The organism is Rhodospirillales bacterium, assembly GCA_018666775.1.
Taxonomy (GTDB): Bacteria; Pseudomonadota; Alphaproteobacteria; order SMXQ01; family SMXQ01; genus JABIXC01.
In genome coordinates this window covers 32,287-45,183 of the sequence record JABIXC010000004.1, presented here as the reverse complement: position 1 = coordinate 45,183, position 12,897 = coordinate 32,287, and the positions used below count along the sequence as shown (strand labels likewise).

Sequence of the window (12,897 nt, the reverse complement as noted above, 5' to 3'; positions counted from 1 at the left end):
TTTTGCTGCGAACCGGAATAATCTATAAATTGGGGGGCATTATCAGCCATCGTGGTCTCCATTTCCTGTCAGTTTCATTTTTAAATCTTGCCTAGTTACCGTGACCGGCAACGAGTATTAGTAAGCTAACTAACTAAATACCGTTAGATACCTAACCAAGTCAAGGTAAAAAAAATTGAAATGTATGTATGTCGGCACAGACCGACCGACAAAAGTCTGGGTTTATGATTTAACGCTTTGATTTATCGAGGAAAAATCCACCGCGAACCGCATCATTAAAAAGCGATGCTGCCACCGGGGCCATGCCAAGGGGCAAGTCATCGCCATCTGGTTCCATATAAATATGTTTGGAAGCATCCAGCATAATGAGATGTGTCTTGGGCGCGGGACGCAATTCAGCCAACATGGGCAAGATCACTTCCCTGAACGCTTCTTCGGAATTATCACGGCTGTAACATGAATTGACGAACAGCGATGGCGGCACGGGCTTCACATCAGAACCGGTGAGATACCGCCCATAATCAAGATAGCGTTCAACCAAAGCTCGGGTTTGGGCCGGGGCATAGCCCAGTCGCCGGGCCGCTGCCCGGGCGGCTTTGGTCAGGGATGGCACAATGTTGTGGGTTATCAGAAATTCGGCCTTGAACTGAGGCGCAAGCCGTTCGGTTTTCCAACCATCCAGAATTTTCTCCATTAACGATGGCAGACGCATCAAAGCGCCGGGGCCCTCTTTGCCCAAGGCTTCGGGTCCGCTATATCGGGCACGATCCCGCCAGGTTCGGAGATAAAGGTCCGTGAAAGGGTCCGCCAACCCTGCCGTGCCGCCCTTACTGATTTCCGCACCCTTATCATGGCCCTTGATTTTGCCAAGAGACCCGGACCAGCCATGCTTGCGCTGATTAATGGTGCCAATGGGTGCGGTTTCGACCTCTGTATGGCCAACCATATTTGGCAACCGCTGGCTTAAGATCGCCGTAAAAGCGCCGCCGGTTGAATGACCATGGGCATAGACCGAATAGTCATCTTGTGGGAAATGACGCCGGCACGCCTCTATCATGGCATCATCAAAAGCCACCGGCCACGCGGCCATCCGCGCGTGAAACAGGGTTCCTGGTTTCGCCCGGGCCAAGGTGCGCACGCCATACCGATCCGCCAGAGAATATTCCCGGACCAATTTGTATTGATCTGGCGTAATGACCTCACCGCGTTTCCAGATGGGCATGCGCGCCGTGCCATCTTCATTAATCGTATCGCCCGGCCAGTTCCGGTTTTTTGCGGGGAAATAAAGCCTGCCCGGAAAGGTCATGGAAACAACCTTGTAGCCAAAGCGTTCTGCCAACACCTGGGCCAGCGGTTCCACTGCCTTGTAATCGCTGTTACCCCCATGAAGGAGGAAAAAACCCGCTTTCTTGCCATCGGCCCCACGGGTAATCGCACCCTTTTTAGGCCCATAGACCATTGCACCGATATCCCAATCGAGGCCAAGGGAAGAAATTCGAAAAATGTCTTCTTTGCGTGATTTTGCGCGGGGTCGAATTGCAAACACAGCATTGTTGGTGGCGACAACGGCTTTGCGATTCATTTTTTTGGGCAAGGAAAGCCCCCGTTTTTGGGGTTTTTTCTGAATTATTTTTACCATAATCGGGGGGCACCCTATTTGCGTTGTTAAATTTATCAAAATCCATTGTCATTGCAGCGTTTGGAACCGCATTTTTCAAATCACCGGTGAATGCAAATTCATTTTCTGATTTTTATAAAGGCAAAGAAATTACCTGTAAGAAATAGCACACCGCCGAGAAGCCATGCTAACGTTTGCATAGCTTCTCTTCGAAACCAATCAATCACAGGAGATTTCATGAAGTATTTTCGTTTATCGGCACTGGCCCTGATCGGGGCAATTGGTGCACTGGGAATTGTGTCTGCGGATGCCGCCCCAAATTTCAAGGGCAAAAAAGTATCCATCATTGTGGGGTCTGGTGCCGGGGGTGGTTATGACACCTACAGTCGCACCCTTGCGCGTCACTGGGGCCAACATGTTCCCGGCAACCCAAAGTTTCTTGTTAAAAACCGGCCCGGTGCTGGCAGTGTGGTTGCAACCAACTTCATCTACAACGTTGCCAAACAAGATGGCACGGTTGTCGGTGGGGTTCAGCGCAACATCCCGTTCCTTCCCATCTTTGGCCAGAAAGGCCCGCAATATGATCCGGTAAAGATCAATTGGCTGGGCAGCCTTAATTCTGAGGTCGGTGTTTTTGCTGTGTTCAACCAACACACCAAAATACGCACGTTGCAAGACGCCATGGTCAAGGAAGTGATCTTTGGTGGTTCTGGCCCCAATGATACGGAAATCTTTCCAGCCCTTGCCAACAACACGCTTGGCACCAAAATTCGGATCATTACCGGCTACCCCGGTTCTACCAACACCGAACTGGCCATGCGCCGTGGCGAAGTCCAGGGCTATACGTCATCCTTTTCCTCGCTGACGGCGCGTAATCCAAAATGGAAAACGGAATTTACGTTCCTTGCCCAAAATGCGCTTAAGCCACATCCGACAGAGCTTAAAAACGTTCCCCTGATCACGGATCTTGTCAGTAATCCAGAACACAAACTCATCTGGAAACTGATGCTGACCCAAAAGGTTATGGGCAGGCCCTATATGCTGGGCCCAAAAGTTCCAAAAGACGTGGTCAAAATGATGCGAGCTTCCTTCGAGGCTGTTGCTCGAGATAAGGGCTTCATGGCCGATGCCAAAAAGCAAAAGCGCGACGTCGTGTTTGTTTCTGGTTCTGAAATCCAGGGGATGATTGCCGAAGTGGCCGCAACGCCAAAATCCATTATCGCTAAAATGGACAACTACACCCGTTACAAGGGCGTAAAGCAAAAGGTTAAAATCGGCCTGGCACGCCACACGGGCAAGGTCACCAAGACCAAGCGCGGTGGCCGTCGCATCTACCTGATGCATAAAGGCAAAGAAGTAAAAGCCAAGGTGTCGGGTTCGCGCACCCTGGTTATGGTTAATGACAAAAAGGCCAAGCGTAAGGCCATCAAAGTTGGCATGACCTGCACCTTCGTTTATCCCGGTGCGGGCCAGGAAGCAAAGCAGGTTCTCTGCAAAAAGTAACCGCTTCCACCAAGCAACAAATAAAAAACGCCTCCGGGAGCTCCGGGGGCGTTTTTTATGCCTTAATTCGCCTCCTTGGTTAACATATCAAGGCTTGATCCCCCAAAAAGCATTGCTATGATCCGCCCCAATCAGAACATAATTTTCAGTGATCTTTCATCAGGTAAAAACAATAAGGGGAGTTTCAATATGCGTTCATTCAAATCCATTACATCCAAGGCACTGTGTGCGGCCTTGGTTGGCACCTTCGGACTTGGGCTTGCTGCCCAAGACACCCAGGCTGCTGATTTTTACAAAGGCAAGCGCGTCAAAATCATCGTCGGCTCCGGCCCAGGCGGTGGGTATGACACCTACGCCCGTCTGATCAGCCGCCACATCGGCAAATTCATTGCTGGCAAGCCCAGCTTTCTGGTCCAGAACAAGGATGGTGCCGGTTCAATCGTTGCCATGAACTTTGTTTCCAATGTCCTGCCCAAAGACGGCACCGTTATTGCTGGCCTGCAGCGCAACATTGCTCTGGTTCAGATCATGGGCACCAAAGGCCCTCGCTTTAAAGCCGAAGAAATCAACTGGCTCGGCAGTCTTGCCAATGAAGCCGGCGCTTGCGGCATTGCCACACGCACCGGTGTTAAGGTCGGCGGCTTTGCCGAAGCCTTTGACCGCGAATTCGTCATGGGCGGCACTGGCCCCAACGACACCGAAATGCAGCCCGCATTGTTCAACAACCTGCTCGGCACAAAATTCAAGCTGATCAAGGGCTATCCTTCTACACCGCCTGCGCATCTTGCTATTCAGCGCGGTGAACTGGACGGCATCTGCCAGTCCTGGTCCTCTTTTCAGGCACAGGCCGGTCGATTCCTGACCGATGGCAATATCCGCCCTGTTGTCCAGATGTCTCTGAAGCCCAATGCACAGCTCTCCAAAATGGGCGTGCCGATGATCTTTGATTTCGTAACCAAAGACCGGGTCCAGGGTGGCTTTAGCGTTGATCAGGTCAACAGCTTCCTGCGTTTGATCTTCGCCTCCAAGGCCATGGGCCGTCCCTTTGCAATGGCAGCGGGTGTCCCGGCTGATCGCGTCAAGACCATGCGTGTCGCATTTGAAGCAATGGCCAAGGATTCCAAATTCCTCGCCGATGCCAAAAAGCAAAAGCGCGACGTGGACCTGATCACGGGCACAGAGATTCAAGCGATCGTTGCCAAAATGGCTGCAACGCCTAAAAACTTGTTGGACCAGCTTGATGGTCTCATGAAGTTCAAGGGCAAGGTCAAAGTCATTAAGGTCGAGCTCGCACGCCACACTGGCAAGGTTACCAAAACCAAAAAAGGCAACCGTCGCATCTACCTGATGTACAAGGGCAAAGAAGTAAAAGCCAAGGTCTCAGGTTCACGCACCAAAGTCACGATTAACGGCAAAAAGGTCAAACGCAAGGCCGTCAAAGTTGGCATGACGTGCACCTTTGTCTATCCTTCTGCCGGTTCAGAAGCCAAGCAGGTCATCTGCAAGAAGTAACCTATCGGCTTATCAGCCCTCTAAAACGCCCTCGGGGACCCCGGGGGCGTTTTTTTGTGTCCAAACCCCGGACAAGACACCTGTTCAAGACAAGGCTTGATCCCTGCCCCAGCACTGTTAAGCTCCGTCCCAATAACCAAAAAAAATCCAATTCATGCAATCAGGGAGTTTCATCATGATTTCGTTTAAATCAATTTCGTCTGGCGTTTTGGCAGGCGCACTGGCGAGTGTTGTCGGCCTTGGGCTTCCAGCCCAGAGCGCACAGGCCGCCGATTTTTACAAGGGCAAGCGTATCAAAATGATCATCGGCTCATCACCCGGCGGTGGCTATGACACCTACGCTCGCATGATCAGCCGCCATTTCGGGCGTTTTGTTCCGGGCGCACCCCGTTTTCTGGTTCAAAACAAGGACGGCGCTGGCTCCATCGTTACCGCCAACTTTGTTGTTAATGTTGCCCCCAAAGACGGCACCGTTATCGCGGGTTTGCAGCGCAATTTGGCCCTGGTTCAAATTATGGGGACCAAGGGACCGCGTTTTAAAGCCAAAAATCTGCAATGGCTTGGCAGTCTGGCCAATGAAGCCGGCGTTTGCGTGGTTGCCACACGCACGGGCATCAAATCTTTCGAGGAAGCCTTCAGCAAAACAATCTTGATGGCCGGTTTTGGTCCGAACGATTCTGAAATCCAGCCCGCACTGTTTAACAACACCCTGGGCACCAAATTCCAGATCATCAAGGGCTATCCGTCGTCAACCACGGGCAACATGGCCATTCAGCGCAAAGAAGCTGAAGGGCTCTGCCAGTCCTGGTCATCGTTCAAACATATCGCTGGCCGGTTTTATAGCGACGGCCATATCAAACCCTTGGTTCAAATGTCGCTGGTACCGCATCCGGAATTGAAGAAAATGGGCATCCCCATGATCTATGATTTCATCACCGAAGAACGGGCCAAAAAAACAGGCATCAGCACAGCCGAAACCCGGGCTCATTTCAACCTGCTCTTTGCAGCCAAAGCTATGGGTCGTCCTTTTGCACTGGCCCCTGGTGTGCCCAAAGATCGCATCAAGATTCTACGCACGGCTTTCAATGCCATGGCCAAGGATTCAAAGTTCTTATCTGATGCGGCAAAAATCAAACGCGAAGTTAATCTGGTCACGGGCCAGGAAATCCAGAAGATCGTTGAAGGCATGGCAGCAACACCGAAAGCTGTTCTGGCCAAGCTTGAAGGTCTGATGAAATTCCGCGGCAAAGCCAAGGTTGCCGTCGTCAAAATGGCGCGGCACACCGGCAAGGTCACCAAGACCAAACGCGGCAACCGGCGCATTTACCTGAAGCACAAGGGCAAGGAAGTCAAAGCCAAGGTGTCTGGGTCGCGGACCAAGGTCACCATCAATGGCAAAAAGGCCAAACGCAAGGCCATCAAGGTTGGCATGACCTGCACCTTTGTCTATCCCGGCGCTGGCCAGGAAGCCAAACAGGTCATCTGCAAAAAATAAGGCCTATCGCCTACAAATTAAAACGCCCCCGGAAGCTCCGGGGGCGTTTTTTTATGTCTGCATTAAGCGGATAAAATCAATCAACCGGGCCCATGGCCCCGGTATGGCGGTTGATTTCAAACCGTGACACCAGAGAATTATCCTTGGTCACGATATCAACCGTAAAGACATCCTTGTTGGTTTCTTTAATGGCACCAAGCTTCAGGCGCTTGTTGCCATGCCATTCAAGGTGACGCTTAAAATGAGCCGCAACTTTTTCCTTGGTTAAGTTCCCACCGCGTAGCCCATGGCGTCCACTGCCATAGAGCCGATTACCCATCACGCCGGGATGGCCATAGTTGCCCATCATCGGATGGCCATAGCTGCCCATCATGGGGTGACCATAACCACCCATCATGGGATAGCCATAACCGCCCATCCTGCCGGGCCCAAAGCCGGGCTGTTGCTGTTGCTGACTTTGACCGTAGCCCCCCATCATACCGGGACCCGTCATATGTCTGCCTTCAGCCGAGCCCGCCGGCACATCACCGCCGGGACCATGGGCCAGAGCACTGGTCATGGAAAATGCCCCAGTGGCGGCACATGCCAAGACAAAAATGGTAACAAACTTGATTTTCATTGGGATCATAGATCCTCTCCAGTGCTGTTCAGTTTTGGCCTCCACCAAATTTACTGAGACTGGTTGGCAATGGCGCTCTGGGTTATTTTTCCCTGACGTTCGCGAATCTTTTTTGGCCAACGGGACTTGATATAAGCAATGCTGGCGGCAATATCGCGATCGCTCAACCGGTCTTTGTATGGGGTCATACTAGAAACATAATTTGGCGATATTAAGGCACCGACACCATCTTTGACCAAACGAAAGAGGTGCCCGTCAGGGTGATGCCACGTATGGCCGGTTTCATCATGAGGCGGTGCCAGCAACAGGCCATCGGGTTGGCGCTGTTGCCAATTGGCTTGCCCCTTCAGGGACTTTCCATGGCAGCTGGCACATTCTTTCATATAGACCTTATGCCCCTGGGCCACCAATTGGGCATCACCAGAATCAATCATGTCGTATTTATGTTCTGCTTTATCGTCTGCGCCACCCGCCATGAACGCGATCACGCCTGCACCTGCCAAAGCGGCACAGGCCAACCCAATCATCAGTACTTTTTGTGAAACAAGGGCCATAGCCTTCATACTCCGGAATGAACAAACGTTACGAAACTGCGGTGCGGCCCGGATCTGTAATCGAAATACCGTGGAATCCCTGGCTGACTGTGCGCCGTTTAAGCCACTTCTTTTCTTCGCATTCTTTAATGGTGCGCCAAAGCAGGGAATCGCCACCCCCTTCGTTAACCGCGACATCACCAGACATCACCAGAATCTCTAGAAGAAGCCTTTGTTGTGGAAGAACGTCAGCCATATTTATCTTTGCCCCTGATCAGCTTTAAACCCATTTATTTGTAACGTGATTTTAGGGCCATGGGCAAAAAAAATAGCAACTCCCCATGAAATATTCGAAAGGAATCTGGATATTATCCCGTAGCGGCGCTACAAGAAAAAGACTGAAACCGCCTGCAATGGAGCCCGCAGAATATGACCGATGCAATGCCAAAGACCTTTCCCTGGATCAATGAGGCAGAGGTTGTCTCTCTGGTCAATTTATCGGCCATCATCACCGCCCTGGAAGCGGGGCTTCGATTGGAAGCCACAGGGGATGCCAAAAACCTGCACAAGGGTCAATCGGTCTGGGAAGGTGGCAGCCTCAACATCACCGGGGCGCAATACCCCAGCCTCGGTTTTGCCGGCGCCAAAGCATGGAGCAATGTCGGCGGAAAATCTGCACCCTTGCTTTTATTGCACGGGACCGATGATGGCCAGCTAAAGGCAATTATCGAAGCCGTTGCTCTCGGCCAAATGCGCACGGCCGCCCTTGCCGCTGTCGCAACCCGGTGGATGGCCGATGAACATGCCGATGATTTGGCGCTGGTTGGCACCGGCAAACAGTCCATCACCCAGTTGGCCGCCGTCAATGCCGTGCGCCCCCTGAAACGGCTCCGCGTGTTCAGCCCAACCCCTGAAAACCGGGCTAAATTTGCCGCTCTGGTCCGTGAAAAATATGATTTCGAAGTGATCGAGGCCGCCAGCCTTGAAGATGCAGTGCGGGATGCGCCCATTATCACCACCGTGACCCGGGCCCGAGAACCATTCCTGTTTTCAGAACACATTGCACCGGGGTGCCATATCAATGCCGCCGGCGCCATCATCCCGGCCTTCGCCGAAATCGCCGATGACATCTTGCCCCGGTGTGATCAGGTCGTGGTGGACAATCTGGATCAGTGCCGGGAAAATTCCCGCGAACTTCAAACCTTTTACGATGGTGGCCCCGGTGATTGGGCCGACGTGATCCAACTTTCAAACTTGCTCGCCACGGGCAATGGCCGCAAGAAAAATGCCGACATTACATTATTTAAATGGATGGGTGTGGGGCTTGCCGATGTTGCCGCCGGCGTTGAAATTTTACGCCGGGCCAAGGAACAAGGCATCGGTTCCCAACTGCCCCACCCCGGTCGTGCCGCGCCCGATTTAAGCTAAGTTTGAGGAAAAGACCATGGCTGAAAAAGCAATGTTTGCAGCAGGCTGCTTTTGGGGCGTTGAAAGCAATTTCAGAAAAATTCCGGGGGTCACAGACACGGCTGTGGGCTATTCCGGCGGGCACACGCAAAATCCGGATTATGAAGCTATTTGTTCCCATGGCACCGGCCATGCAGAGGTGGTGGAAGTCACCTTTGATCCATCCCTGGTATCCTTTGAGCATTTGGCATCCGTGTTTTTCACCATCCACGACCCAACCCAGATTGATCGCCAAGGCCCTGATATTGGCGATCAATACCGTTCCGCCATATTTTGCGCCAATGAAACCCAGAAAAAAACAGCAACAGATTTGCGCGATAAAATTGATAAAGAAGGTCGCTTCCGCGATGACATCGCAACCCAGATCAAATTAGCGGAAACCTTTTGGCGTGGCGAAGAATACCACCAGCGATATTTCGAAAAGCATGGCATTCGCCACTAAAGGATGGCCTAAACCCAGCCGTATAGGCGGGCCGGATTATCAACGAAGATCTGGCGAAGGTGCACCGGATCAGGGGCTGCTTTTCCGATAAAATCCAACAGGTCGCCTTCATTGGGCAGCGGCACATCAAATGTCGGATGGGGCCAATTGGACCCCCAGAGAATGCGGTCTGGCCGCGCTTCAATCAATGCCCCAACATTGGCCACCATATCTTCATAAGCAGGGGGGCCAGATTTGGTCAGGTTATAGACGCTGTAGATATTGATATAGGCGTTTTCCGCACCTGCCAAATGATCTCGCACCCGGGAAAATTCCGGGCTTTCGGGGCCATGATCTGGCCCTAAATAGGCAATGTGATCAATGCTGTAGGGGATGGTCAGCTTTTCAAGCTGTGGCAAAACCGCCACCACTTCTTCCAAGTCACGCATATGTATTTCCACATGCCAACCAAGCCCTGCCACCCGTTTGGCAAGATCGCCCAGATGTTCCGGCCCAATGCCGCCAACGGAACGGGTTGAAATTCGAAACCCGGTCATGCCGCCTGCTGCCAGACGTTCCAGTTCATCATCTGTGACATCGGGCTGGATCAGGGCCAAACCCTTAAAATCCCCGCCCATGGCGGCGATGGCCGCTAGGGATGGCGCATTGGATGTCATGGAACTGCCGGTGACCACCACGCCGCGTTGCAATCCCAAACGCCCCGCCATGAGACGATAATTTTTCAAACCTGCTTTAACCGCCGTGTAGCGCCGGTCTGGCTTCAGGGCAATGTCTGGTTCGTAAATATGAAAATGGGTATCGCAGGCATCTTTTGGCATTTCGAAAGACGGCTTATGGGGCGCCCCATGCGGCGCCCTGAGTTCCCGGATTTCAGCTTCGCCTGTCATCAGCCCGGCCCTAGATCAAAACAGAAAGATCAAGATTTTCCGGGAACATTGCATCGGGTTCAATGGCGTAACGCGTAATGCCTTGCTCAAACGCATATTGGCAAAATGCTGACAGCGTTTTTCGGTTCGGCTCAATACCATAGGGGAAAAAGTCCCCGCCGAATTTTTCCTTCATCTGTTCCGCATGATTGACCGCCCATGGCAGACAATATCGCGACACGCTGATTTCTAAAAACCGGTCCACGGCCCTTTTCTTTGATTCCTCATAGGCCATCAAAAGATTCCGGGCAATCCACGGGTGTTCTTCCAAAATGCTGCGCTTCAAAGCAATGATGTGCATGATGGGAAAGATGCCCGTTTCATCAAAATAGTTTTCTTCCATGATGCGGTAATCGGGGAACAGACGTTTCACGTCCTTATGCCCATTGGTGAACACTTTTGGTTCACGCGCAACAAGGGCCGCATCAATTTCGCCGGAAGCCAGCATTTGTGAAATGGATTTATCTGTGATCCGGGTCAGGTTCAGTCCCTTGGGCAGGTAAAGTTCCACTTTTTCTTCCCGGCCCGCATCTTCGGTCCCGGCCTGGACCCAATCGATGGAATTCAGATCAACACCCGCTTGATGCTGCAACCAGCCCCGGGTATAGACCGCAGCTGTCTGCGCCCATTCGGGCACAGCAACGCGTTTCCCTGCAAGGTCGCTGGCGGTTTTGATGCCGGAATTTGTATTGTAATAAAAAGATGAAAAGCGGAATTGACGCGATGTCCAGACCGGGAGGCCAATAATATCCGGTTCTTTTCGTGTTACCTGGGCGATGAACTTGGCGAAGCTTAACTCAGAGACATCCCATTCGCGATTATAGGTAAACCGCGAAAAAATTTCATGGATTTCCATGGTCAGAAATGTGGGATCAATGCCTTCGGCCTGCACATCCCCGATTCTAAAATCGCGCATGTGGTCGTAATCAGACATAGCAATCGTAAGCGGTATTTTTTTCAAGAAAGTCTCCCCGGTCCATATGCCAATAATATTGTTGGCTGCCAAACTACCTGCCTATATCCCTCCCTGCAACTCTTTGGCCAACACCTATGTCGCAGAGGGCGTTGACAATACAAATGCCAACCTCATTATAGAGTTGGCTATAGAAAAATAATAAAACTGGGGAACATGACCGATCACAACACTATTTCCGCTGAATTTGACACCGATGTCCTGATCATTGGTGGTGGCCCCGTTGGGCTTGCCATGGCCGTCGAGTTGGGGTGGCGCGGCATTGATTGCGTGCTGGTTGAACAAGGTGACGGGGTGGTCGCCCACCCAAAAACCAACGGCATCAACATGCGCACCATGGAATTCTGTCGCCGTTGGGGTATTGCCGATAATGTCCGCGAACTGGGCTATCCCAAAGACAGGCCACGGGATCATATTTTTCTAACATCCCTGACCGGCTGGGAAATCGCGCGCCAAACAAACCCATCCTACAATGATGTGAAAGTACCAGATGGGGCCTTGGAGCCCTTCCAACGCTGCCCCCAAACTGTCTTTGATCCTTTGTTGCAGGCGCGCGCGCGCGCATTGCCATCCGTGGCCCTTCGCTATCACACACGCTGTGATGATCTTGATCAGGATGACACAGCCATCACCGCCTTCCTTCAAAATACAAAAACCGGCATGAAGGAAGGCCTTCGGGCACCATTTGCCATTGCCTGTGAAGGGGCGCGCAGCCCCATACGCGATCGCCTTGGGATCAAGCTTGAAGGGACCCCGGTGCTGGGTTACGCCACCAATGTTCTATTCAGGTCCGATGAATTTTCCACCATGCATAATATGGGGGCGGGGCGCAGCTACATGGCCATTGGTCCTGATGGCCAGTGGGCATCGGTTAATTCTATCAATGGCCATGACATCTGGCGGTTACAAATTCGCGGCACCCTGGATCCGGAATCCTGGGGCAAGGTGGATGTCGATGCGGATATGCGACGCTTCGCTGGGCGTGATTTTGATTACGAAGTCCTCTCGACCCTTGAATGGGTGCGCCGCCAATTGATCGCGGACCGCTATCAGGATTGTCGTATTTTTCTGGCCGGTGATTGCATCCATCAGCTTACCCCTTCTGGCAGCTTTGGCATGAACACCGGTATTGGGGATATCACCAACCTTTCGTGGAAAATAGAAGCGGCCCTTAAGGGCTGGGCCGGGCCAAACCTTCTTGATTCCTACACCCTGGAACGCCAGCCCATTGGCAAACGCAACGTCGATGAAGCCGCCGCACGGTTTGCCCTTGGCGATAGTGTCGTGCCCCACCCCCAAATTCTGGAAGACACCCCTGAGGGCGAAGATGAACGCCGTGAAGCCGGTGAAAAAATAGCCAAACGCATGATACAGCCCCCAAGCTATGGCATGCAGGTCGGCTATCGCTATGATGGTTCGCCGGTCATCATAGACGATGATACGCCCACGCCCCCCTTGGAACGCGAAACCTACACCCCCACCACCCGTCCCGGAGCACGGGCCCCCGATGCCTTGCTCAAAGATGGCCAACCCCTGCTGGATTGTTATGGCAAAGGCTTCGTTCTGGTCTGTCTCGGCTCAAAATCCGGGGATGTCACTTCTTTGGTCGATGCCGCAAAGATGCGTAACATGCCCATGGATGTACTGGTCATCGATGATCCGAAAATTATATCCCTGTATGAAACAACCCTGGTTCTGGTTCGACCCGATGGCCATGTTGGCTGGCGCGGCAATCACCCACCCGATGATCCCGGCGCAATCATGGACCGCCTGCGCGGGGCTTAAATTTCAACCCGACTTTCATCCCCT

Annotated in this window: 12 protein-coding genes; 6 read left to right on the top strand and 6 right to left on the bottom strand. The window is 52.4% G+C overall.

Annotated features, from left to right (window positions below; translation table 11 throughout):
- Positions 1-229: 229 nt before the first annotated feature.
- The gene (locus HOJ08_01760) at positions 230-1,639 is read right to left on the bottom strand and encodes a hypothetical protein (GenBank protein MBT5672164.1); all 1,410 of its coding nucleotides are present in this window, start codon (positions 1,637-1,639) and stop codon (positions 230-232) included.
- 216 nt (positions 1,640-1,855) lie between these two features.
- On the opposite strand from HOJ08_01760, the gene HOJ08_01755 reads away from it, so the two are divergent.
- The 3 genes from HOJ08_01755 (at position 1,856) to HOJ08_01745 (ending at position 6,128) form a co-directional block, all read left to right on the top strand.
- On the top strand, positions 1,856-3,121 hold the full coding sequence (locus HOJ08_01755) for a hypothetical protein (GenBank protein ID MBT5672163.1): 1,266 nt from the start codon (positions 1,856-1,858) through the stop codon (positions 3,119-3,121).
- 189 nt (positions 3,122-3,310) lie between these two features.
- The gene (locus tag HOJ08_01750) at positions 3,311-4,633 is read left to right on the top strand and encodes a hypothetical protein (GenBank protein MBT5672162.1); all 1,323 of its coding nucleotides are present in this window, start codon (positions 3,311-3,313) and stop codon (positions 4,631-4,633) included.
- 175 nt (positions 4,634-4,808) lie between these two features.
- Positions 4,809-6,128: a hypothetical protein gene (locus HOJ08_01745; protein MBT5672161.1), complete on the top strand. Its 1,320-nt coding sequence runs from the start codon at positions 4,809-4,811 to the stop codon at positions 6,126-6,128.
- A gap of 76 nt (positions 6,129-6,204) precedes the next feature.
- Here HOJ08_01745 and HOJ08_01740 read toward each other — a convergent pair whose 3' ends face one another.
- The 3 genes from HOJ08_01740 to HOJ08_01730 all read right to left on the bottom strand — a co-directional run bounded on the left by HOJ08_01740 (position 6,205) and on the right by HOJ08_01730 (position 7,536).
- Positions 6,205-6,756, bottom strand: coding sequence for a hypothetical protein (locus HOJ08_01740; protein ID MBT5672160.1), 552 nt, complete (start codon positions 6,754-6,756; stop codon positions 6,205-6,207).
- Between the two features lie 41 nt (positions 6,757-6,797).
- A complete protein-coding gene (locus HOJ08_01735; GenBank protein ID MBT5672159.1) occupies positions 6,798-7,223 on the bottom strand; it encodes a cytochrome c in 426 nt (141 codons plus the stop codon).
- A gap of 106 nt (positions 7,224-7,329) precedes the next feature.
- Positions 7,330-7,536 (bottom strand): hypothetical protein, encoded by a 207-nt coding sequence (locus tag HOJ08_01730; protein MBT5672158.1) that lies wholly within the window; start codon positions 7,534-7,536, stop codon positions 7,330-7,332.
- A 173-nt stretch (positions 7,537-7,709) separates the two neighbouring features.
- On the opposite strand from HOJ08_01730, the gene HOJ08_01725 reads away from it, so the two are divergent.
- Both HOJ08_01725 and msrA read left to right on the top strand, forming a co-directional pair.
- Complete coding sequence (locus tag HOJ08_01725; GenBank protein ID MBT5672157.1) at positions 7,710-8,708, top strand: ornithine cyclodeaminase family protein; 999 nt, start codon at positions 7,710-7,712, stop codon at positions 8,706-8,708.
- Positions 8,709-8,724: 16 nt separating this feature from the next.
- The gene (gene msrA / locus HOJ08_01720) at positions 8,725-9,189 is read left to right on the top strand and encodes a peptide-methionine (S)-S-oxide reductase MsrA (protein ID MBT5672156.1); all 465 of its coding nucleotides are present in this window, start codon (positions 8,725-8,727) and stop codon (positions 9,187-9,189) included.
- Positions 9,190-9,197: 8 nt separating this feature from the next.
- Here the strand turns inward: msrA and HOJ08_01715 are convergent, their stop codons facing one another.
- On the bottom strand, positions 9,198-10,076 hold the full coding sequence (locus HOJ08_01715) for an amidohydrolase family protein (GenBank protein MBT5672155.1): 879 nt from the start codon (positions 10,074-10,076) through the stop codon (positions 9,198-9,200).
- A gap of 10 nt (positions 10,077-10,086) precedes the next feature.
- Positions 10,087-11,076, bottom strand: a complete 990-nt coding sequence (locus HOJ08_01710; protein ID MBT5672154.1) for an ABC transporter substrate-binding protein — start codon at positions 11,074-11,076, stop codon at positions 10,087-10,089.
- Between the two features lie 168 nt (positions 11,077-11,244).
- Between HOJ08_01710 and HOJ08_01705 the strand changes: the two genes are divergently transcribed.
- Positions 11,245-12,873 (top strand): 2-polyprenyl-6-methoxyphenol hydroxylase, encoded by a 1,629-nt coding sequence (locus tag HOJ08_01705; GenBank protein ID MBT5672153.1) that lies wholly within the window; start codon positions 11,245-11,247, stop codon positions 12,871-12,873.
- Positions 12,874-12,897: the final 24 nt, after the last annotated feature.

What these genes read in the sequence shown, in the direction of transcription:
- HOJ08_01760 (MBT5672164.1), bottom strand. Translation starts at nt 1,639, where the DNA reads ATGGTAAAAATAATTCAGAAAAAACCCCAAAAACGGGGGCTTTCCTTG.
- HOJ08_01755 (MBT5672163.1), top strand. Translation starts at nt 1,856, where the DNA reads ATGAAGTATTTTCGTTTATCGGCACTGGCCCTGATCGGGGCAATTGGT.
- HOJ08_01750 (MBT5672162.1), top strand. Translation starts at nt 3,311, where the DNA reads ATGCGTTCATTCAAATCCATTACATCCAAGGCACTGTGTGCGGCCTTG.
- HOJ08_01745 (MBT5672161.1), top strand. Translation starts at nt 4,809, where the DNA reads ATGATTTCGTTTAAATCAATTTCGTCTGGCGTTTTGGCAGGCGCACTG.
- HOJ08_01740 (MBT5672160.1), bottom strand. Translation starts at nt 6,756, where the DNA reads ATGATCCCAATGAAAATCAAGTTTGTTACCATTTTTGTCTTGGCATGT.
- HOJ08_01735 (MBT5672159.1), bottom strand. Translation starts at nt 7,223, where the DNA reads ATGGCGGGTGGCGCAGACGATAAAGCAGAACATAAATACGACATGATT.
- HOJ08_01730 (MBT5672158.1), bottom strand. Translation starts at nt 7,536, where the DNA reads ATGGCTGACGTTCTTCCACAACAAAGGCTTCTTCTAGAGATTCTGGTG.
- HOJ08_01725 (MBT5672157.1), top strand. Translation starts at nt 7,710, where the DNA reads ATGACCGATGCAATGCCAAAGACCTTTCCCTGGATCAATGAGGCAGAG.
- msrA (MBT5672156.1), top strand. Translation starts at nt 8,725, where the DNA reads ATGGCTGAAAAAGCAATGTTTGCAGCAGGCTGCTTTTGGGGCGTTGAA.
- HOJ08_01715 (MBT5672155.1), bottom strand. Translation starts at nt 10,076, where the DNA reads ATGACAGGCGAAGCTGAAATCCGGGAACTCAGGGCGCCGCATGGGGCG.
- HOJ08_01705 (MBT5672153.1), top strand. Translation starts at nt 11,245, where the DNA reads ATGACCGATCACAACACTATTTCCGCTGAATTTGACACCGATGTCCTG.